The organism is Nitratidesulfovibrio vulgaris str. Hildenborough, assembly GCF_000195755.1.
GTDB lineage: Bacteria > Desulfobacterota > Desulfovibrionia > Desulfovibrionales > Desulfovibrionaceae > Nitratidesulfovibrio > Nitratidesulfovibrio vulgaris.
This window is the reverse complement of sequence record NC_002937.3, coordinates 56,807-78,828: the sequence shown is the minus strand read 5'-3', so window position 1 is coordinate 78,828 and position 22,022 is coordinate 56,807. Positions and strand designations below refer to the sequence as shown.

Below are 22,022 nucleotides of genomic sequence, written 5' to 3'. Positions count from 1 at the left end.
GTGCATCCCGGCGCAGTTGCCGTAACCTGCCGCTCTTCATGGAAGATGCGGAGACGAGTTCTCTTGCGCACGTGCACCGACGGCGCAACTTCGTCCACGGTTCTCACGGTGCCAACGGCGTCGGGCTTCCTTTGTCCCTATTTCAGCACCATGCGCTTCTCGCCCCGCTGATAGGTGTCGGAGAGTGCGGCATAGGTGGCCCGCACACGTTCGAACCGGGCTCGCAACGAGGCGGCTTCCGGCAAGGCGTCCATCATCTGCACCAGCGAACGGCTGGTGGTGTAGCTCGTCTCCGCCGCAGGTTCGGTGCACCCGAACATCTCGCGTATCATGCGCTGGTCGTGGGGGATGTTGAAGTCCTCGCCCGTATGCTCGTACCCGAAGAGGTAGTAGACCTCGCGGAAACCCGACCACGCCAGCGCCGAGGCGCACATGCAGCACGGCTGATGCGTGGACAGGAAGACGCAATCCGCCGGGTCGGGGTGTCCCTGCATCTCGTAGAACTGGCGTATCGTCCATATCTCGCCATGCCACAGGGGGGAAAGGGCCTCATGGTTGGTGCCTGCCAGCACCAGCGAGAGGTCGTCGCGCCGCAGCACCGCCGCGCCGAAGACCTTGCAGCCGATGCGGACACCGTGGGCGGTGAGGGGAACGATGTCCTGCTCGATGACATCCAGCATCCTTTCCACGAAACGTGCGTCGTGCATGATGACTCCTGCGGTTGCGAGACGGCCTCGGCCGTCCGTGTTTCTGGTCACGCCGCCACAGCGGCGGATATCTGCGGGCCGTGCGGTGCCCTTGAGGTGGTCGGTGTCTTACGGGCTCATGCGGCCTTCGTCCAGCCGGTCAGACCTGCGCACGCCATGCCCGGTCGCGCCGGACGACCGGTCGTGAACGCGACTCCGCATACCCGCAGTGCCGTCAGAACACCAGTCGTACGCCAAGCACCCCGCCGACCCCTGCCGAATCGACGGCTGGGGCACGACTTCCTGCCCCGTCAAGCCGGGGCATACCCGTGGCGAAGAAGTACTCCGCCCCCAGTGTCAGCAGCAGCCCCCGCCCCACGTCCCAGTCCAGCCATGCCGCGGCGATGCCGGGGGCGACGCGGTCGGCACGCGGAACGACCGTGGGGCTGGCGGATGCGGGCTCGTACCCGGAACGCAGGTTGGCGCATAGCCGAAGGGCAAGCCCGTCGCCAAGCACATGCCGGAACGAACTCTCCGGAAGGCCCAGTGTGAGCGTGTCCGCACCGAAGTCCACGTGCAACAGTGCGGTAGGCAGCACAGAACCGTCAACGGGTGCCAGCAGGGCCGTGGCCCCCACTTGCAGGCGCATGTCCGGCCCGAAGGCCGCCACGACCCCGGCATCCACGGTCAGGGCGGGCGCTGCGGGGCGTTCGGCCCACACGTCACTTGCGACGTCGGGCGTGAGCACGTCGTAGGTCAGGTAATAGGACACCCCGCCCGCGAGGTCGCCCTGACGTTCGGTGCCGGGCACCTCCAGCGACTGCCATGCGCTATCGTCACCCCTCGCTACGGACAGGACGGATGGCGACACGGTGCGGAGTACGGCAGCATGATGCCCCTGTGGTATCCGAGGCTGCCCCGTCAACGCTCCGGCCTCCCGCACCGGGACCATGGCCCCGGCAGGGATGGTGCCCGAAAGAACGAACAAGAAGCTGCATAGCGCAAGGCACAGCAGCTGCGACACATGTCGCATGGAGCACCTCCTTGCGTTGTGGTGAATGGTGGTACTATCCCGGCCCGACAGGCCCGCAGGATGGCTGGCCCCTTGGTGACGCCGCATGACGAGACGGTCGGCATTGCGGCCGGACTCTCCCGTCAGGACAGGATGCCCGCAAGGCGGGCACGAACCTTCGCGCCAAGGGGTCATGAAACAGGCACGGGGGGCACAAGGCCCCCCGGACATATGGATGGGAACCGCCCTTGCGGGCAGCCACCCTCTCGGAATCAGAAGGAGTAGCGGACGCGCAGCACGCCACCGAGGGCGTTATCCACGTCCCACGTGTCGATTTCGTCGCGGTCTTCGTCGTAAAGCTTCATCTCGCGGTCGAGATAGTATTCGGCACCCACGGTGACGGTGAGACGCTCAAGCGGGCTGAGGTCGAGATACACACCCGTGGTCACCGACGACTGCTGCACATAGCCCTTCTCGGACACGGGGCTGTCGTCGGCAAGGCGATGCTGGCTGCGGTCCCAGCGGGCGGCCCCGCGCAGTGCGGCCCAGTCGTTGAAGCGGTAGTTCACGAAGGTGGCCGGAATGCCGAGACCCGCCGACCAGCCGAGGTCGCGGGGGCTACGCCAGTCGAGGCCGATGACCGGGGCTGCCATGGGGTTCAACTGGGAGGCGATACCCATGAGACCCAGCGAGGCACGCCATTCGTCACTGAAGCGATAGGTGATGCCGCCGCGGTAGAAGAGACTGAACGACCCGTCCATGTCCTCTTCGAAACCGGAGATGACAGTACCGCCAGCGAACCACCCGAGGGTGTCGGTGAAGCTGCCGTCGGCCTTGGCACCGAAGGTGAGGGTCTGGAGGCTTTCCCACGGGTCGTCTGAACCGTTGCCGAAAGGCAGGCCGCCCACGTCGCTCCAGTTGTAGTCGGCGCGGCTGTAGCTCATGCTGAACCACTTGTACTCGATGCCCGCACCGTACTCGGTGATGCCGAAGTTCCCCTTGCCCACCTCGGCGTCACCCACGGCACGCCCGTTGACGGTGATGTTCAGGGGGTCGCTGTCAGCGCCATAGGCATAGCGCAGCACGGAATCATCGGCCATTGCGCTGCCGACGAGCGAGAACGAAAGCCCGAAGGCCGCCAGCACCACACCGAAACGGCGGGCGAGTTCTTTCAACTGCATCGAATCCTATCTCCTGTTGTCATGAAGCCGCCCCGCGAGGCGGTCGGTTGAAGGGGGATGCACCCCCTGAAGCATACGATCATGTGTCCTATGCCTGCATACGGGCCATGCGGTCGCGTATGGTCAGCAAGGCCTGATGGGCTGCACGGATGGTGGGTTCATCGATACCTTCGAACACCTCGTCGCGCAGCTGCAGCGCCATGGCGCGCACCTTTTCGCAGATGGAGAAGGCCCTGGGGTCTATCTCGACGACCTTGATGCGTCTGTCTGCGGGATGCTGGACACGACGCACCAGACCTTCCTTTTCGAGCTTGTCCAGCTGGCGCACCAGCGAAGGAGCCTCGACCCCTATGTAGCGTGCCAACTCGACCTGCGACATGGGCCCCTCGAAATGCAGGGTGACCAGCACGGCCCACCGTGAGAAGGAGAGCCCCAGCGGCTTCAACCGTGCATCCAGCAGGATGCGCCACTGGCGGGCCACTTCCCCGACGGTCATGCCGAACCCTTCACGGGGGTTCTCCTCCACCATCTGCCAGGAGGGATAGTCAAGGCCCACGATTAGCCCTCCGTCCGGGGAGGGGTGGGGGCAACACCCTGCGGGGCGGCGTCATCGGCGTCGCCGGAAGCGGCCTCTGCCGCCCCTGTAGCATCCGCGCCCTCTTCGCCGGGGGCCTTCCATCCTCCGCCAAGCGACTTGCAGACCTGCACCACCGCATCCAGCTGGTTGCGCCGGGCCTCTACCAGGTTCAGTTGGGCCTGAAAGAGGCTGCGCTCCGCATCGAGCACTTCGAGGTAGCTGGAATAGCCGTTCTCATAGCGGAGTCGCGCGAGAGTGAGCGAACGCTCGAGCGCCGCCACCTGCGTGGCCTGTGCATCCACCACCTGCCGCGTCTTGCGATTGGCCACGAGGGCGTCCTGCGTCTCGCGGAAGGCGTCACGCACGGCCTGCTCATAGGCGGCGAGTGCCGCACGCTGCTTGGCGTCGGCCATGTCGATGTTGGCGAGGGTACGCCCGAAGTCGAGCAACGGCATGGTGGCGCTGGCCCCGTAACTCCAGGTCCCCGATGACGAGGACACGAGACGGGTGAGGTCTATGCTCTCATACCCCATGAGCCCCGTCAGGGAGATGGCGGGCAGGAGGTCGGCCTTGGCCACGCCGATGGAGGCGGTGGCATAATGCAGGTCGGCCTCGGCGCGCGCCACGTCAGGACGACGGGCCAGAAGCCCGGCGGGCAACCCGGCGGGAATCTGCGGCGGCACGGCGAAGGTCTCGATGTCGAGACCGCGTTCGGGGCTGCGCTCGACGATGTCACGCGGGCTGCGTCCCAGCAGCGACGAGAGTGCCGTCTCGGCAGCGGCCACGGCCTGTTCGAGTTGCCGCACGGAAGCTCTTGCGGAGGCCGTCTCGGCCTGTGCCTGCCGGTAGTCGAGCTCGGAGGTGAGCCCCGAGTTGAAGCGGGCTTCTCGTATCTTGAGCGACTCCTCACGCGAGGTGAGGGTCTGGCGGGCGATGTCGAGCTGCCTGTCTGCGGCACGCAAGCCGAAGTACGACTGCGCCACCTGCGACACCACGGCAAGCCGCACCGTGGCATAGGCGGCCTCGGTGCCGAGAAGTCCGGCACGTGCGGCCTCATGCGCCCTGCGGTACTTGCCCCACAGGTCGAGTTCGAACGAGGCAAGGGCCGAAGCCTTGTGCAGGTCGGTCACCTCGCGGCCTTCGACGGGCGGATTCTGTCCACGCTCCGAACCGCGCTGGCGTACCGACGAACCCTGACCGGTGATGGAGGGCAGCAGGTACGATGTCGCCACGGTGAGCTGTGCCCGCGAAGCATCCACGTTGGCCATGGCCGTGGCAAGGTCGCCGTTGGCCGCCAGCGCCTCCTCTTCAAGGGCGTCGAGTGTGGCGTCCCCGAAGAGCGTCCACCATTTCTCGCCCGCCACCATGCCCGCATCGGCGCTTTCAGCACGCCATGCGGAGGGCAGGTCCATACCGGGCCTCTGATAGTCGGGGCCGATGGCGCAGCCCGAAAGCAGGGCGGCGCCAAGCAGCATCGCGGTCATGCGCCGTATCATCGTGCCTCCTCCCCGTCGCCGGAAGCCTGATGGCCGCCGGTGAAACGGGCGCTCAGTTCCATGATAAGCCTAAAGAACAGCGGAATGAAGAAGGTGGCGATGAAGGTCGCCGCCAGCATGCCGCCGATGATGCCGGTACCGATGGCGTGCCGTCCTGCCGCGCCAGCACCCGAGCTGATGGCCAGCGGCACGCAGCCCAGCACGAAGGCCATGGACGTCATGATGATGGGCCTGAAGCGCAGTCGTGCCGCCTCGGTCACCGATTCGACGATGCCCTTGCCCTCATGCACCTGCATCATGGCGAATTCCACGATGAGGATGGCGTTCTTGGCCGCAAGGCCGATGAGTGTCACCAGCGAGACCTGCAGGTACACGTCGTTGTCGAGGCCACGCAGCCATGTGGCGGCCATGGCACCGAACAGGGCGAAGGGCACGATCATGATGACCGCCAGGGGCAACGACCACTTCTCGTACTGCGCCGCGAGGATGAGGAACACCATCACGAGGCCGAGGGCGAACACCATGAACGAGGTACCGCCCGTGAGGCGCTCCTGATAGGCCGAGCCGATCCAGCCGAGGGAATACTCGGCGGGCAGCACCTCGGCGGCGAGCTCCTCCATGACAGCAAGAGCCTGTCCCGAACTGTAGCCGGGGGCAGGGCCGCCCACGATCTTCGCGGCGGGGAACACGTTGAAGCGCTCAACGACTTCCGTCCCCGTGATGCGCTCCACCTTGATGAGCGAGGCGAGCGGGATCATGTCGCCCTTGTTCGAGCGCACGTACACCTTCGTGAGGTCGTCGGGGTTGTCGCGGTACTGGGCATCTGCCTGCACCATGACCATGAACGTACGTCCGAACTTGTTGAAGTCGTTGACGTAGTAGGTACCGAACGTCGACTGCATGGTGGCGAACAGCTCATTGATGGACACGCCCAGCGCCTTGGCGCGGTTACGGTCGAGTTCCACGAAGAGCTGCGGGGTATTGGCACCGAAGGTGGATGAGACGCCTGCAAGTTCAGGACGCTTCTGGGCCGCGCCAACGAACTTCTGCACCATGGCCGCAAGCTCCTTGCTGTCGCCGGTGCCACGGTTCTGCAGGTACACCTCGAAGCCGCCCGTGGTGCTCATGCCCGAGATGGGCGGGGGGTTGAAGGCGATGACGACGCCCTCGGTATAGCCCGCACCTTCCCTGAAGATGCGCTGCACCACCGAGTATGACGATTCCGACTCCTCCTTGCGCTCTTCCCACGGCTTCAGCATGATCCAGCTGAAGCCCGTGTTGGGCTTGTTGGTGCCGGAGACCGCATCGTAGCCGGTGAAGGCCATGACGCTCTGTACGCTGGAGTCGTTGGAGGCCGCCTTGGCAAGACGGTCGGTGACCACTTCCGTGCGGTTGAGGGCCGAACCGTCGGGCAGGATGGCCATGGCCATGACATACCCCTGGTCTTCGTCGGGCACGAGGCCGCCGGGCACGATACTGAACAGGTGCCACGTCACACCGCACAACCCGGCGAAGAGCACAAGGCCCAGCGCCATGCGCTTGAGCAGGAACGTGACGCCCGCCGTATAGCGGTTGGTGACGCCTTCGAACCAGTTGTTGAACCAGCGGAAGAACCTGTTGGGCTCCTGATGGCCCGGCTTCAGGAACATGGCGCACAGGGCGGGCGAAAGGGTCAGCGCCACAAGGCCGGAGATGGCCATGGACACCGCGATGGTGATGGCGAACTGCTTGTACATCTGCCCCGCGAGGCCGCCCGCGAAGGCGACGGGGATGAACACCGCGCACAGCACCAGCACGGTGGCGACGATGGGGCTGGCCACTTCGTGCATGGCCTTGATGGTGGCCTGTTTCACCGGCAGGTGCTCTTCGGCCATGATGCGCTCGACGTTCTCGAGCACGATGATGGCGTCGTCGACCACGAGGCCGATGGCAAGAACCAGACCGAAGAGGGTCAGCGTGTTGATGGTGAAGCCGAGCATGTACATGCCCGCGAACGCACCGATGACCGACACCGGGACGGCGAGGCAGGGAATGATGGTGGCACGCCAGTTCTGCAGGAACAGGTAGATGACGATGAACACCAGCACCATGGCCTCGAACAGCGTCTTGACCACCTCGTCGATGGAGACGCGCACGAACTTGGTGGTGTCGTACGGTATGGAATAGCTCACACCATCGGGGAAACGCAGCGACATCTCGGCCATGGCCGCGCTGACACGGTCTGCCGTCTCCAGCGCGTTGGCCCCCGGCGCGAGGAAGATGCCGATGGGAACCGTGGGCTTGCCGTTCTCCTTGCCCATGAAGTTGTAGTCCTTGGCGCCGAGTTCGACGCGGGCCACACTCTTGAGCTTGAGGGTCGAGCCGTCCTCCTCGACGCGGAGGATGATGTTCTCGAACTCTTCAGGGGTGGAGAGGCGCCCCTTGGTGTTGACCATGAAGGTCAGTTCGACCGGGTCGTGCAGCGGCTGCTGCCCGATGCGACCGGCGGCGAACTGGGCGTTCTGCTCCTGGATGGCACCGATGACGTCAGAAGGCGTGAGGCGCAGTTGGGCCATCTTGTCGGGCTGCAACCACACGCGCATGGAGTAGTCCTGCGCCGTGAACAGCACCACGTCACCCACGCCCTTGAGACGGCGCAGTTCATCGATGACGTTCACCAGCGCATAGTTGCTGATGTAGATGGTGTCGTACCGCTCGTCGGGCGAGTTCATGGAGATGACCTGAAGCATGTTCGACGACTTCTTGGTCACCGTGACGCCGCGGCGGCGCACGTCTTCGGGCAGCTGCGGCAACGCGGCCTGCACCCGGTTGTTGACGTTGATGGTCGCCTGGTCGGGGTCGGTCCCCACCTCGAACGTCACCATGAGGTTCATGGTGCCTGTACTCGAACTGGTGGAGTTGATGTACAGCATGTTGTCCACGCCGTTGATCTGCTGTTCGAGCGGCGCGGCAACGGTGGCGGCCACGACCTCGGGGCTGGCCCCGGAGTAGGTGGCCTCGACCTCGACCTGCGGCGGGATGATGTCGGGATACTGTGCGATGGGCAGCCCGCGCATCGCCATGAAGCCCGCCAGTATGATGACCAGCGAGACGACCGTGGCGAAGATGGGCCGCATGATGAAAAAGCGAGAGAACATCCGGGTTCCTCCGGGCTAGCTGGCTGCGCCGGGCTGGGCGGCTGCGGGGGCGGCCCCGTTGGCGGGCTGGGCCACGCGCACGGGCTGGCCGGGTCGCGCCTTGATGATGCCCTCCACGATGATGGTCTCGCCGCCCGAAAGACCCTTCTCGATGAGATAGTCGCCGCCGAGAGCCTCGGCCACGACCACGGGGCGCAGGTTGGCGACCATGTCGGAACCGACCACATAGACCATGGGGCCCTTCTGGGTTTCGAGAACGGCACGCTGCGGCACGATGATGGCGTTCTTGAGCACGAGGCCGAGGACCTTGGCCCGGACGAACTGACCGGGCATCACCTCGGCTTCGGGGTTCGGGAACTCGGCGCGGCTGCGCACGGTGCCGGTGGTCTGGTCGACCTGCTTGTCGGTGAAGGTGATCTTGCCGGTGCGGGCGTAGACCGTGCCGTCAGGCAGGGTCAGCTGTACCGCAAGGCCGTCGGCAGGCATCTCGGCCTTGCCGGATTCGATGAGGCGACGCAGCGAACTCATCTCGGTACCGGGAACCCCGAAGTTGACGTACAGGGGGTCGAGTCTCGTGATCGTCGTGAGCAGGCTGCCGTCGGCGGAAGGGCTGACAAGGCTACCCTCCGACCGCACCTCCTTGCTGGTGACCCCGGCGATGGGCGCATCGACGCGGGTATAGCCGAGGTTGATGCGGGCCTCCTTGACACGGGCCTGTGCCACCTTGACGGCAGCGCTGGCAGAGTCGAACTCCGTCACGGCATCGTCGCGGTCCTTCTGGCTGACGGCGTTGTCGGCGTAGAGGGCGAGAACGCGGTCACGTTCGAGACGGGCACGGGAAAGGCGCGCCTGCTCCTGTGCCAGCTGGCCTTCGGCCTGATCGAGCGCCGCCTTGTACGTATCGGGGTCGATCTCGAACATGAGTGCGCCCTTCTTGATGGGGCGCCCTTCGGTGTAGGTGCGCTTGAGCAGGATGCCTGTGACGCGGGCCCTGACCTCGACCTCGCGCGAACCCGCTGTCTGGGCCACATATTCGCTGGTCACGGGCACATCGCCTGCGGTGATGGTCTTCACCTCGACGAGAGGAGCGGGCGGTGCCCCCTTCTGGGCCTCTTCCTTGCACCCCGTAAGCGCCGCCATCATGGCGACCACCAGCACGAAAGGCAGCACCCGCTGCCCCATGAAGAACCTCAAAGCCATGTTTCCTCCGGGAATGTCGGCAAGATATGCGCCCCGTAGCGAAGTCGTCCCGCAGGCGGAGCAAGCCTGTTACTTATTAGCAAGCTAATTATTCTTGCGTTATCTACAGACAACCCACTCCGCCGTCAACCTGTTTAAACGAACAATGGGAAGTCTATTTCACGACCTTCAGGTCGAGCACCGCGATGGCATACAGGACGGGAACCATGAGCAGGGTCACGAACGTGGCGACCGTCAGTCCGCCAGCCTGTGCATAGCACAGCGGTTCCCATAATGCACCACCGTGCAGCGCCAGAGGGAAGAGTGCGATGACCGTGGCAGCCACGGTGATCATGACCGGCCGCAAGCGTACGATGCCCGCATCCAGCAGGGCCGTCCGAAGGTCTTCACCCTCTTCGCGCTTCTCCTCGATGAAGTCGAACAGCACGATGATATGGCTGACGATGACACCGATGAGGCTGGCGATGCCGAGGAATGCCATGAAGCCGAAAGGCTGTCCCATGAGACGCAGGGCAGCGAACGCCCCCGTCATGCCGTAGGGGATGGCGGCGAAGACGATGAGCGGCTTCACGGCATTGCGGAACTGGAAGAGCAACGCCATGTAGATCATGGCGATGGAGATGCCCATCACCCCCGCCAGCTCCTTGAACCCCTTCACCTGCTCTTCATGCTCGCCGCCGAACTCCAGCCGGAAGCCCGGGGGCAGGTCCGCCCTGAAACGCCCGATGGCGGGCATGGCGCGGGCCACCACCTCTGAAGGCAGCACCCCCTCGCGCGGGAAACACGATATGACCACACAGCGCTGCTGATTGCGCCGGAAGATGCGCGCCGTCTCCATGCCATATTCAGGCTCTGCGATCTGCGCCAGGGGCACGCGTGTTCCCCCCTGCCCCGCCACATAGAGACCCTCCACATCGGTGGCATCGGCACGTTCATCCGGCCGCAACCGCGAGACCACAGGCACGGTGAGCCGTCCCTCGCGCAAGGCCGTCACGGTGGTTCCCGTGGCGGCGTTGCCCGTGGCACGCGCCACGTCGAGCATGGTCACCCCCGAGAGTGCCGCCTTGTCCGGGTCGACCCGCAAGCGGGCGACAAAGGTGTCGGCACCCCAGTTGTCCTTGACGCGCGTGGCATCCGGGTCGGCCCGCAGGATGGCCTTCAGCCGTTCCGACTCCGCCCGCAAGGCGGGGATGTCGTCGCCGTAGAGGCGCAGTTGCACGGGCACGCCGATGGGCGGCCCGTTCTCCAGTTCCATCACATCCGCCCTCGCGGAGGGCAGACGCTCGGACAGGGCTTGCTGCAAGGGGCCGATGAGTTCTTTCGTGAGATGGTTGTCCGACACCTCCACGAGCAGTTGCGCGTAGTTGGGCTGACGCAGTTCGGGCGTCACCGAGAACCAGAAGCGCGGCCCCCCGCCCCCCGTGAACACGGTCACGGAACGCAGCGCAGGCGGCAGCCCCTTGGCGGCCCGGCCCGTCTCCGCATCGAAGGCCGCGACCCTGTCGGTGACGATGCGGGCGGCATCGGCCGCGACGCGCGCCGTGGCCTCCACCGTGGCGTCCTCCGGCAACCAGAGGTCGACGTACGAAAGATACGACCTGTCCTTGGGGAAGAACTGCGGCTTGAGCTGCCCCTGCAACCAGAAGCCCGCCACCACCAGCAGCAATGAGCCCGCGAGCACCTTCCACCGGTGGTCGATGGCCCACCCGCCCACGGCGTAGTACAGCCGGCCCAGCCCACGTGCGCGCCGTTCCTCCACCGTGCCCTCACGTCTGCCCGCGTCGAGCAGCACCGAACCGAGTAGCGGGATGAAGGTCATGGACACGATACGCGAGGCCACCAGCGAACACGCCACCACGATGGGCATGGAATACAGGAAGCGCCCCTTGTCACCCGTGAGCAGCAGAAAGGGCAGGTATGCCACGATGTTGGTGATGGTCGCGTACAGGATGGCCCGCGCGAGCTTGGTGGGCCCCAGCCACGCCGCGAGACGGCGTGGCCTTCCCTCCGCTATCTCGCGCTTGATGGCGTCGCCCGCCACCACCGGGTCGTCCACCAGCAGGCCCAGCGCGAGGATGAGAGAGGCTATCGAAATCTGCTGCAGGTCGATGCCAAGAAGGTGCATCATGCCGAAGGTCATGGCCAGCGTCAGCGGAATGGACAGGGCCATGAGCAGCGCCGAACGCCACTCACGGAAACCGATGAAGGCCACCGCCACCACCAGCACCACCGCCTCTTCGAGACTCAGGGTGAACAGGTCGACCTTCTCCGTCACCTGACGAGGCTGGTCGGACGTGCGCACCACGAGCAGGTCTTCGGGCAGGCGTTGCGTCAGGTCGCCGAGCGCCGCGTCCACCTCGCGCGAGAACGCGTCGATGTGCTCGCCCGAACGCATCTCCACCGCGAGGGTGATGGCCTTGCCACGACGCCATGTACCGTCGGCATCGCGGTGCACGAAATGGTTGAGGTTTTCGACGGGTGCCCTGTACGACCGGGTCACATCGGCCACGTCGCGCAGATAGAGGGGCGCACCCGAGGCGGATGTCGCCACCATCACCTCGGCGAGGTCGGTCGCCGAACGCAATTCGCCTTCGCTGTCGAGCAGCACCCCCCGGCCCCGCGTCTCAAGCTGCCCGCCGGGCAATGAGGTGTTGCGGGCGGCGAGCGTCTGCGCCACCTGTTGCGGGTCGAGCCCCAGCGAGGCCAGCCGCTCCTGCGACCAGTCGATGAAGATCGTCTCGGGCCGCACCCCCCAGCGGGAGACCTTGCCCACGCTGCCAAGCCGTTCGAGGGTGGCCCGCACCTTTTCGGTGTAGGCTTCGAGGTCGCGCCACGAATAGCGGTCGGCAGCCACGGCTTCGAGGGCCGCGCGGGCATCGTCCCCGGAAGCGAAGACGGCGGGTTCCCACAGATCGGGATGCAGGGCGTTGGCGCCTACCCGTTCAGCGCGAAAGACGGCTAGACGCGCCGACAACGCTGCGGCGTCATGCCGGGTCGACACATCCAGCACCACAAGGCCCGGTTCGGTGTGCAGGCGCGGCGCGGTCGCGTCGCCGTGCGCCACCAGCCAGTCGGCGGCAAGGCCGCCGAGGCGGCGCAACACCGCGTCATCCATGGCGGACGGTGCGACCCACGCAACGGCCATGCGTCCGGCCCCTGCATCATTGATGGCAGGGAGCGGGGTACCTTCTTCTGCCTTGGCAACGCCGGTCCGGGGGACATCCCGACGCCCGGTGGCGACGGCACCAGACGCGCCGACACGTGCCTGCGAGGCACGCGCCATCACGCCACCTTCGGCTCGGGCCTCCCCTGCTGCGTCATTCCGCAGCGCACGCACCGCACGCGCAACGCCCACGGCTCGCATGTCGAGCTCCACCCCGCTCACGCGCGGACTCGCCACCGTGAGCATCAGGGTAGAGGTGTCACCGAAGTCCTTGATATAGGTAAGCGGCCCCGCGCCATCCGGAAGCTGCCCCACCTCCTGCAACCGGAAGCCGATGTCGTCCAGCACCGTGTCTGTCTGCGCCACACGCTCATGCAGATGCAGGGTGACCACCGAAAGCCCCGTGCGCGAGACCGACTCTATCTTCTCGACCCACTTGTTGCCGCCCACAGCCTCTTCCACGCGGCGGGTGATGCGCTCTTCGACCCTCTCGGCAGGGGCACCGGGCCACGCCACCAGCACGGCGGCGGCACGCACGGGAATCTCCGGGTCCTTGCGCTGCGGCATGGCATGCCACGCCCACACGCCCCACACCAGCGTCGCCACGAGCAGCACCCAGCCGATGTGACGCTGTTCCACGAAGAAGCGCGCGCTGTTGCGCGTGTGCAGCCAGCGTTCGTCGTTGTGTCCGCCCTCGCTCATCGGGGTGCAACCTCCGCACCGCCGGGCAGCACGCGCACGTGTTCGCCATCATGGAGCAGGGTCGCCCCCAGCACCACGACGCGCTCACCCGGCCTGACGCCCTGCGTCAGTTCGACACGGCTGCCTTCCACGATGCCCAGAACGACCTCGCGTTCATGCGCCACCGTGCCGCCGTCGACATCTTCCACCACGAAGACGGCATAGCCCTCGGCACGCCCGGCAGGGCGCACCACCGCCGCCAGCGGAACGGCGGGTGCGGGGCCGGCACTGCCGCCCCCCAGTTCAACAGTCGCGCTCATGCCCTCGCGCAGCAGTCCGCCGGCATTGTCGAGCGTCACCTCCACATCGAAGATGCGGCTGCGCTTGTCCGCGGCAGGCGAAACCGCCGTCACGCGCCCCTGCTGCGCCACTCCCACAGAGGGCACGAGCACATCGAGATGCGCTCCGGGGCGCACGGCATCCACCAGCGTGTCGGGCACGCCGAACACGGCCTTCATCCGCGTCATGTCCGCCACCACATAGGCGACCATGCCGGGCGTCGCCAGCGTGCCACGCTCCACCGAGCGCTTCGTGAGCACACCGTCCAGCGGGCAGATGAGCGCCGTATCGCGCAACTGGTCGAGGGCCTCGGCCAGCCTGCCGCGCGCCGCCTCTTCGCGGGCGACGGTGGCATCGGCCTTCTCGCGCGCCCGGTCATAGTCGGCCTGGGCCACGGCCTTGTCGCGCAGGAGCGTTCCCAGACGCTCAAGGTCCAGCGCTGACTGACGCCGTGCGGCCACGGCCTCGTCCACGGCGCCACGCGCCGCTGCGACCCGGCCCTGATAGTCGGTCGTGCGCAACCGTGCCAGCACCTGTCCCTTGCGCACCCGGTCTCCACGTTCGGCATCCACACGGCGGGCGTTGTTCCCCTTCGCCTCCGCACCGGCGGACACGGTGAGGATGTCTTCGACATAGCCGCCGACCCTGAAGGCCACGGAGACCTGTTCACGCGGTTCCAGCGTGGCCGTGTAGCGGCGTCCCGTGACCCCCTCCAGCGGTGCGGCGACCTCCACCCCCACGGGGCGTGACGCCTCGCGCACACCCTGTTCGTCACCGCAGGCGGCAAGCGCCAGAAGCCCCAGCAACGGCAACAGTCGCATGAGTCTCATGCCTCGCCTCCCCCGAAACGCCACGCGGCGATGCCGCCCAGCGAAAAACGCGTTATGGATTCCGCCATGCGGTCGAGTCCTTCATTGTCATAGGTGAGGTCATGGTACAGCCGTTCGAGGATACTGCGATTCTGCAGGTAGAACATGGCCTGCCCCACGATACCCGCGGCACAGGCACGCACAGAGGCCTCCGGTGCGTCCTGCCCGAGGAACGCCTTGACCACGTCCTCCACGGCGGCGCGCACGGGCAACATGAACTCGTGGACGATGTCGTCGAAGGCGGGCGAGGGGTCTATGGTCTCCTGCGCCACCAGCTTACCATGCGCCTCGTCATCACCCATGATACGGTACAACAGGTTGCGGACGAAGGCATACAGACGTTCTTCCGGCGTCGAATCCGGCCCCGTGCCCGCATCCAGCGGGTGACGGGCCGCACATACGGCCATGAAATGCTTGAGCATGCTCGCGTAGAGCATCTCCTTGCCGCCGAAATGGTAGTTCACGGCGGCCACGTTGGCCCCGGCCCTGCGACATATCTCACGCACCGTGGCCGCCTCGTAGCCGTGTTCCGCGAAGACCTCCGCGGCGGCTTCGAGCAACCTCTCGCGCGTTCCCTGTTCCTGTTGCTGCTGCGTCATAAAAAACACCGTTTCAACCCTTGTTTGAAACGGTGTTATGTCCGAGCCTTCGCCACGCGTCAACCCCTGCGGCACGTCTTGCCGCATCACCGCAGCCACGCCACGCAAAAGCCCCCGCCGAGCCGGATGACGCGACGGGGGCCTGGTCTGCATGTATGTGCGGGAAGGGGCGTTCCCTCTTCTCGCGGGGGAGGCTTGAAAAGCGGGTGTGCCCTCCCTCACGTGACTGGCGCACATGCCGCGACAGTCACGTGATACGCTATCCCCGCCCTTCGATGAGGGCGAGGGCGCGTTTGGCGAGGTGTGTCACCTCCGGCTTGGATATCTGGTCGTCGGCCCCGACGGCCATACCCTTGTGCCGCAGCTTGTCGGTGATGAGCGACGAGAAGAGAATGACCGGAATGCCGCGCAGGTAGCTGTCCTCTTTCACGCGCTTGCACAGGTTGTGTCCGTCCATGCTGGGCATTTCGATGTCCGAGACGAGAACCTGCACGTAGTCGGTGATGGGCCGCCCTTCCTGTTCGCCCTTGGCCTTGAGTTCGGCCAGACGGTCCCACGCCTCACGGCCGTTGTTCACCGCCTCGACCTCGAAATTGGCCTTCTGCATCAAGTCCTTGAGCATTTCACGGATGAGGCCGGAGTCGTCGGCGATGAGTGCACGATAACGGGTGTTGGCCGACCAGTCGACGGCATGGTCGAGACGCAGGCCCAGCTGCGGATTGAGGTCGGCCACGATCTTTTCGAGGTCGAGAAGGAATACGATGCGCCCCTCAAGCTGCACCACGCCTGTGATGGAATTGTTGGACACCGCCGCCACGTATCTGTTGGGCGGTTCCACAGACTCCCAGCTGATGCGGTGGATGCGGTTGACCCCCGACACCATGAACGCCGTCGTCACATTGTTGAATTCGGTGACGATGACCTTGGGGGGTTCGGTGCCTTCGGCCCGGCGTTTGCCCAGCCACAGGCTGAGGTCCACAAGGGGGATGATATGCGAACGGAGATTGAAGGCCCCCAACACCGAGCGGTGTTGTACCTCAGGCAGTTCCGTCACCTTGGGCATGCGAATGATTTCGAGCACCTTGGCGACGTTCACGCCGTAATACCCGCGATAGGGCGCACCTTCAGGGGTGTCGGCGGCCTCTTCGAGATGGAACTCGACGATTTCGAGTTCATTGGTGCCCGCTTCGAGCAGGATGTTCGTCTGGGACATACGACCTCCGACGGCGCGTGATTTGCCTACGCCAGCATCACTATAGAGATTCGAGGAAACGCTGCGTCGCGTCAATAATACTTTTCGGCGTCGATGCCCCCGCCGTTAGGCCTATGATGCCACAGCCACGCAATTGTTCCACAGGAAGCTGCGATTCATTCTCAACATGCACGGTGAACACTCCCTGCGCGGCGGCCACGTCGGCAAGGCGCCGGGTGTTGCCGCTGTCGAAGCCGCCCACCACCACCATGGCATCCACCTTGCGGGCGATGTCGATGGCCTCTTGCTGCCGCAGGCGCGTGGCGTCGCAGATGGTCTCCAGCACGGGCACCTCATGGCCGAGTCGTTCGTGCAGCCACGCCCGCGCAACCTCGAAGGCCACCCTGTCCTGCGTCGTCTGCGCCGCAAGAAAGTACTCCGTCTCCGGTTGCAGCGGCAGCCCTTCGAGTTCGTCCACCGAACCGAAGACCAGCGCCCCCTCTCCGGCGTAGGACAGAAGCCCCCGCACCTCGGGGTGCTCGGCCTCGCCGAAGAGCAGCAACGTGCGCCCGGCCCGGCACTGTTCCTCGATGCCAAGCTGGGCCTTCTTCACCTTGGGGCATGTGGCGTCGACCACCACCGCGTCACGGGACCGCAAGGCCTTCTCCTGCTGCTGCGGGACACCGTGCGCCCGGATGACCACATGGTCGCCCGCCTCCACCTCGTCCACCTGTCGCAGGCAGCGCACGCCCATGCCCGCATAGGCTTCCAGTACCTGAGGGTTGTGGATGATGGGACCGAAGGTGGCGATACGGCAACGCGGGCTGCCCTGCGCTGCCTTCTCCTCGGCACGGTCGACCTCGCGGTCGAGTTTGCGCAAGGCGAGGCTCACCCCCATGCAGAAACCCGCCGTGCGGGCGCGAATGACATTCATGCGTCTGACTCCGTGGGTTGCTGTGCGCGCCCCGTACAACACGTGGAAGAGACCTCCGGGCCACGACCTGCCGTGCCCGCCGCCGTGGCGGACTCCTCGCCGGACGTCATGGCGGATTCTCCTGCGGGGTAACGGGAGGGGCCATCGGAAGGGTCTTCAGAGGACGCGCTGCCAGCTACATGGCCGGACATGTCCGAGTGCGTCCTGCAACCAGAGTGTTCCGCAGCACCGGTCACACATTCGGACATGGCGTCCGCGTTACCGCCCCGTCCTTCCGGCGTGACCGGACAGGTGGGCACGTCCGCGAAAAAGGTGGCCAGCAGTTCATCCAGCATCTCCCACTCGAAGCATGAGGCGAGATGCTGGCGCAACGCCCGCGCTCCCGGCAGATGCCGCACATAGCGGGGCACGAAGGTGCGCATCTTGAGCAGGGCCGAGCGTCCCGGCGCATATTGCCGTGCAAGTTCGGCATGGCGGGTGATGAGTGCCCGCAACCGTTGCGGCGTATAGCCGGGGTCGGGCCTTCCGGCGACACGTTCGCGATGCGCATGGAACACTCCGGGGTCGTTCAACGCACCACGCGCGTACATCACCGATGCCACGCCCGTCTCACGCAGGCAGCGGACGCCATCGGCAGCAGTGAAGAGGTCGCCGCTGGCGATGACAGGCACGGAAACGGCCCGTACAAGCTCACCCAGCGCGCTCCACCGTGCCTCGCCGGAGAAGCCCTGACGGGCATAACGCGGATGCAGCGTCACCCACCCCGCACCGAGGTCGGCGAGAGCGCGCCCAAGGTCGGCCCATACCTCCTGACCTACGTCCCAGCCAAGCCTGAACTTGAAACCCACCCGCCCCGCGCCTGCGGTACGCAGCATGGCGCGGGCCACGGCAAGCGCCTGCGGCACGTCACGCAGCATGGCAGCCCCGCAACCGGTCTTCACCACCTTGGGCACGGAGCAGCCCATGTTGAGGTCGAACCACCGGAACCCCTGTTCGAGCAAGGGCTCCATGGCGCGTACCATGATGTCGGGGTCGCAGCCGAAAAGCTGCACCACCAGAGGTGCGTCCTCCGGCGTGGTGGCAAGCAGGTCGCGGGTACCGGGGCTGCAGTAGATGAGCCCCTTGGCGCTGACCATTTCGGTGCAGCACACGGCGGCCCCAGCCTCACGGCACAGCAGCCGGAAGGACAGGTCGGAATAGCCCGCCAGCGGGGCCAGCCACGGGGCGTCGGGGGATATGGGCAGCGTTTCGCTCATGCTCTGACGGATGGACCGGGGTTCCGGCGCTGAGGTGAAGCCGCGGAACGGCAGGGTTGGCACCATAGACCGATGCGCGACGCAGGGCAACCGCAGCAGGGCGCGGCTTGCCAACGGAGGCGTGACGCCGTTCGCAACGCCAGCCGGTGATGCCGTCAGGCCCGCAGGCGCGGGGCCTCTCCACGCATCCGGGGATGGCACGTCCGTGAAGCATCTGGCACGTGCCGTACGCGGTAACACCCCGGCCTGTCATGCGTCTCCGTCACGCCTGTCTCCAGAGACGGTACGGATGGCGAACGCATGAGGCACGGCAGAGGCGGCGCTCCGGCAGCCGCGCCCGAAGTGCCGGAGCAACAGGCCGGCATCGCGAAGACCTGACAGCACCCATATGACGGGATGCGGCCCCCACCGCGGGGGCCCCCGCAAGGCCTACTCCTGCGCCACAGGATGGCGTTCGGCGTCGACCTCGCACATGGCGGCACCCTGACGGCGGCACTCGCCGTGGTTGCCCGCCTTGCACGTCGCGCACACCTCGTCCCGCAGGCAGGTGGTGTAGCAATGGTTCAGCGCGGATGAGAGGTCTGCCGTGACGTTGGCTTCGCCGATATGTTCGATGAGCCCCGCATCCACCAGCACGCGGCGCACCTGCGGCCTTGCCCCGCTGAGCACCAGTGTCACGCCCTTGTCACGGCATTTGCGCAGGAAACGCTCGAAGGCATGTACGCCTGTGGCGTCAATCCAGTGCACCTGCCTCAGGTGCAGCACCACGGCCTTGTGCCCGAAGTTTTCGTACTCGTAGAGTTTCTTTTCGAGCTCGTCGATGGCCCCGAAGAAGAGCGTACCCTCGATGGCGTACACGGCAAGGTTGGGGCAGCACGGCCCGCCATCCAGGCCCCGCAACTCGCTACTGCCGCTGGCGTCAAGCCGCACCACGCGCGGATGCGAGACCTTGCGCAGGAACAGCCCCAGCGAGAGCAGCACGCCCACGAACACCGCCTTCTCAAGGTCGAGCAGCAGCGTAGCCCCGAAGGTGCAGAGCAGCACCGCGCGGTCGGCACGGGTGGCCCTCAGCGAAAGACGGATGCCGTCGCGGTCGATCATGCCCCACGCGATGATGCACAGGATGCCCGCCAGCGATGCCACGGGGATGGCCCGTGCCAGCGGTGCGAAGGCGAGCACCGCCAGCAGCGTCAGCACGCCCGTGAACGCCCCCGAGAAGCGTGTCCGCGCCCCGGCGGTGAAGTTCACCGCGCTGCGGGTGAACGAACCGCTACCCGGGATGCCGGAGGTGAGCCCCGCCGCCATGTTCGCCAGCCCCTGCGCCACGAATTCACGGCTTCCGTCCACCGGTTCACCTTTGGCCCCCGCCAGTGTCTTGGCGATGGAGAGGGCCTCCACCGCGCCAAGCAGGGCGATGGCCAGCGCGGGCATGAACAGCATACGGATGGCGTCGCCATCAGGCGCAGGCGGCAGCGACAGGGGTGGCAGCCCCTGCGGGATGTCACCCACCACACGCACCCCGTGCGCTTCGAGACCCAGCAACTGCGTGGCGGCGGCAGCCACCACGATGGCGATGAACGGCCCCGGCAGGTTGCGTGGTGCATACCGCAACGCCAGTGCGAGGGCGATGGTGGCGAGACCCACACCCAGCGCCCACGGGTTGGTCTGCGGCAGATGGACGAGGGTACGCAGCACCTGTGTGGGGAAGTCCGGGGCCGCGGCAAAGGAAACGCCAAGCAGATTGCGCAGCTGCCCCACGGCGATGAGCACCGCAGCCCCCGCCGTGAAACCGACGATGACCGAGTGCGAGATGAAGTGCACAAGTTCGCCCACACGCGCCAGCCCCATGCCCACCTGTATCGCCCCGGCGAGGATGGCCACCCCGAAGATATAGGCCATGCGGGTCTCTTCGGGCATGGCACCGATAAGCACACCGTCCACCGCCGTCTCAGCCAGCGAGGCGAAAAGCAGCATGGCGATGGCGTTGGTGGGCCCCGCGATGAGGTAGCGCGACGAACCCCACAACGAGGCCACGATGACGGGCAGCATGGCGGCGTACAGGCCGTATTTGGGGTGCACCCCTGCGATGACGGCATAGGCCATGGACTGCGGCAGGGCCACCACCGCCACGGTCAGCGCCGCAAGGACGTCGTGCCTGAAGGTGCGCGACGTATAGCCCTGCAGGTCGTCCAGAAACGGCAACGCCGCGTGGCGCAGGCGCTGCCACGGCGAAAGGCCCGTGCGGGCCCCGGCGTCCGTGGCGGTGTGGGCCTCTTCTGCCTCTCCGGCCTCTCCGGCCTGACCGACCTGATTGGCCTGACCTGATGACGAACCTCGGGCCTGCGCCCCTTCGCCCTCCCCCTTCGGGTCGACGGCAGACGAAGACGCCATGCCCGTCCCGTGTTCCCTGTTTGCATCCTGTGATGCGTCCGCACAGTGCGGTGCGGTGCGTTCCGTCTCGTCCATGGCTTCCTCGATGCACGTACAACGTTGGTACCATCCTATCACGGAACGGGTCTCCGGGCGACCCCCGACGTGCCCGCAGCCACCCTCTTCATGACGCTTGCCAGCGGCTTTGTACCTGTGTATCCTATTATGTTCACCACACGCCGCGATAGTGCATGAAAGTGCCATCCCGTTCCGGGCATCAACCTGCTTCGCCTTGACGCTGTGCAGTGGCTGTGGAACATCCCATACAAGAAGCACAGAGGCCCAGCCTCCGAGGAGATATCCATGAACCAGACCACGCACCGCTGCGGCTGGGTCGCCCTGATAGGCCCGCCCAACGCAGGCAAGTCCACTCTGCTTAACGCGCTCATCGGGCAGAAGGTGGCCATCGTCACCTCGAAGCCCCAGACCACCCGCAACCAGATTGTGGGCATCCTCTCGCGCAAGGACGCGCAGGTCGTCTTCATGGACACGCCCGGCATCCACCAGTTGCGCGGGCGCCTCAACAAGATGCTGCTGCAGACGGCATGGCAGAGCATGAACGCCGCAGACGCGCTCATCGTCATGCTCGACGGCGACCTCTACATCCGCAAGCCCGACCTTCTCGACCGCGACATCGCGCCGCTGGTCGAACCCATCGCCGCCGAGACCCGCCCTGTGGTCGTGGTCGTGAACAAGATCGACCTGTTCCGCGACAAGTCGAAGATGCTCCCCCTGCTGGAGCGTCTTTCGGCCATGTGGCCCAAGGCGGAGGTCTTTCCCGCCTCGGCCCTCAACAAGGACGGCATGGACCACCTGCTGCGCCTCATCGTCGGCTACATGCCCGAAGGCCCGGCCCTCTACCCCGAAGACCAGATTTCCACCCTGCCGGTGCGCTTCATGACCGCCGAAATCGTGCGCGAGAAGGTCTTCAACAAGCTGCGTCAGGAACTGCCCTACTCCACCGCCGTGGACATCGAGCAGTGGGAAGAGGAAGAAGGACGCGACCAGGTCATCGTCAACGCGGTCATCTACGTGGCGCGCCCCTCGCACAAGTCGATGGTCATCGGCAAGGGCGGGGCCACCATCAAGGAAATCGGCATCGAAGCCCGCAAGGACATCCAGGAACTTCTCGAGAAGCGGGTGCACCTCGAACTGTGGGTCAAGGTGCGCGAAGGCTGGACAGAGGACCTCGGCTTCATGCGCAGCCTGGGCCTTTCGCCGGACGAATAGCCTCACGCCCCGACGGCATTCCGCCGCGTGCCCCTGACGG

15 protein-coding genes are annotated in these 22,022 nt (G+C 65.9%); 1 reads left to right on the top strand and 14 read right to left on the bottom strand.

Features of this window, described 5'->3' with window-relative positions:
- Positions 1 to 137: 137 nt before the first annotated feature.
- From DVU_RS00315 to DVU_RS00250, 14 genes are all read right to left on the bottom strand, one after another.
- On the bottom strand, positions 138 to 707 hold the full coding sequence (locus DVU_RS00315) for a nucleoside deaminase (RefSeq protein ID WP_010937377.1): 570 nt from the start codon (positions 705 to 707) through the stop codon (positions 138 to 140).
- 214 nt (positions 708 to 921) lie between these two features.
- Positions 922 to 1,719: a hypothetical protein gene (locus DVU_RS00310; protein ID WP_010937376.1), complete on the bottom strand. Its 798-nt coding sequence runs from the start codon at positions 1,717 to 1,719 to the stop codon at positions 922 to 924.
- A gap of 251 nt (positions 1,720 to 1,970) precedes the next feature.
- Positions 1,971 to 2,879 (bottom strand): hypothetical protein, encoded by a 909-nt coding sequence (locus DVU_RS00305; RefSeq protein WP_010937375.1) that lies wholly within the window; start codon positions 2,877 to 2,879, stop codon positions 1,971 to 1,973.
- Positions 2,880 to 2,967: 88 nt separating this feature from the next.
- Positions 2,968 to 3,435, bottom strand: coding sequence for a MarR family winged helix-turn-helix transcriptional regulator (locus DVU_RS00300; protein WP_011793158.1), 468 nt, complete (start codon positions 3,433 to 3,435; stop codon positions 2,968 to 2,970).
- Between the two features lie 2 nt (positions 3,436 to 3,437).
- Positions 3,438 to 4,952 carry an efflux transporter outer membrane subunit gene (locus DVU_RS00295; RefSeq protein ID WP_010937373.1) on the bottom strand — a complete coding sequence of 505 codons (1,515 nt, stop codon included), beginning with the start codon at positions 4,950 to 4,952 and terminating at the stop codon, positions 3,438 to 3,440.
- Positions 4,949 to 8,089, bottom strand: coding sequence for an efflux RND transporter permease subunit (locus tag DVU_RS00290; protein ID WP_010937372.1), 3,141 nt, complete (start codon positions 8,087 to 8,089; stop codon positions 4,949 to 4,951). Before DVU_RS00290 ends, DVU_RS00295 begins: the two co-directional genes overlap by 4 nt.
- 15 nt (positions 8,090 to 8,104) lie before the next feature.
- Positions 8,105 to 9,289, bottom strand: a complete 1,185-nt coding sequence (locus DVU_RS00285; protein WP_010937371.1) for an efflux RND transporter periplasmic adaptor subunit — start codon at positions 9,287 to 9,289, stop codon at positions 8,105 to 8,107.
- Positions 9,290 to 9,443: 154 nt separating this feature from the next.
- Positions 9,444 to 13,154, bottom strand: coding sequence for an efflux RND transporter permease subunit (locus DVU_RS00280; protein ID WP_010937370.1), 3,711 nt, complete (start codon positions 13,152 to 13,154; stop codon positions 9,444 to 9,446).
- Complete coding sequence (locus DVU_RS00275; protein ID WP_010937369.1) at positions 13,151 to 14,302, bottom strand: efflux RND transporter periplasmic adaptor subunit; 1,152 nt, start codon at positions 14,300 to 14,302, stop codon at positions 13,151 to 13,153. Before DVU_RS00275 ends, DVU_RS00280 begins: the two co-directional genes overlap by 4 nt.
- A complete protein-coding gene (locus DVU_RS00270) occupies positions 14,299 to 14,940 on the bottom strand; it encodes a CerR family C-terminal domain-containing protein (RefSeq protein ID WP_010937368.1) in 642 nt (213 codons plus the stop codon). Before DVU_RS00270 ends, DVU_RS00275 begins: the two co-directional genes overlap by 4 nt.
- Before the next feature lie 259 nt (positions 14,941 to 15,199).
- The gene (locus DVU_RS00265) at positions 15,200 to 16,153 is read right to left on the bottom strand and encodes a chemotaxis protein (RefSeq protein ID WP_010937367.1); all 954 of its coding nucleotides are present in this window, start codon (positions 16,151 to 16,153) and stop codon (positions 15,200 to 15,202) included.
- A gap of 40 nt (positions 16,154 to 16,193) precedes the next feature.
- Positions 16,194 to 17,066 carry a 4-hydroxy-3-methylbut-2-enyl diphosphate reductase gene (ispH, locus tag DVU_RS00260; protein ID WP_010937366.1) on the bottom strand — a complete coding sequence of 291 codons (873 nt, stop codon included), beginning with the start codon at positions 17,064 to 17,066 and terminating at the stop codon, positions 16,194 to 16,196.
- A complete protein-coding gene (locus DVU_RS00255; RefSeq protein WP_010937365.1) occupies positions 17,063 to 18,322 on the bottom strand; it encodes a tRNA dihydrouridine synthase in 1,260 nt (419 codons plus the stop codon). Before DVU_RS00255 ends, ispH begins: the two co-directional genes overlap by 4 nt.
- 429 nt (positions 18,323 to 18,751) lie before the next feature.
- Complete coding sequence (locus DVU_RS00250; protein WP_010937364.1) at positions 18,752 to 20,788, bottom strand: SulP family inorganic anion transporter; 2,037 nt, start codon at positions 20,786 to 20,788, stop codon at positions 18,752 to 18,754.
- Between the two features lie 267 nt (positions 20,789 to 21,055).
- On the opposite strand from DVU_RS00250, the gene era reads away from it, so the two are divergent.
- Positions 21,056 to 21,982: a GTPase Era gene (gene era / locus DVU_RS00245; protein ID WP_010937363.1), complete on the top strand. Its 927-nt coding sequence runs from the start codon at positions 21,056 to 21,058 to the stop codon at positions 21,980 to 21,982.
- Positions 21,983 to 22,022: the final 40 nt, after the last annotated feature.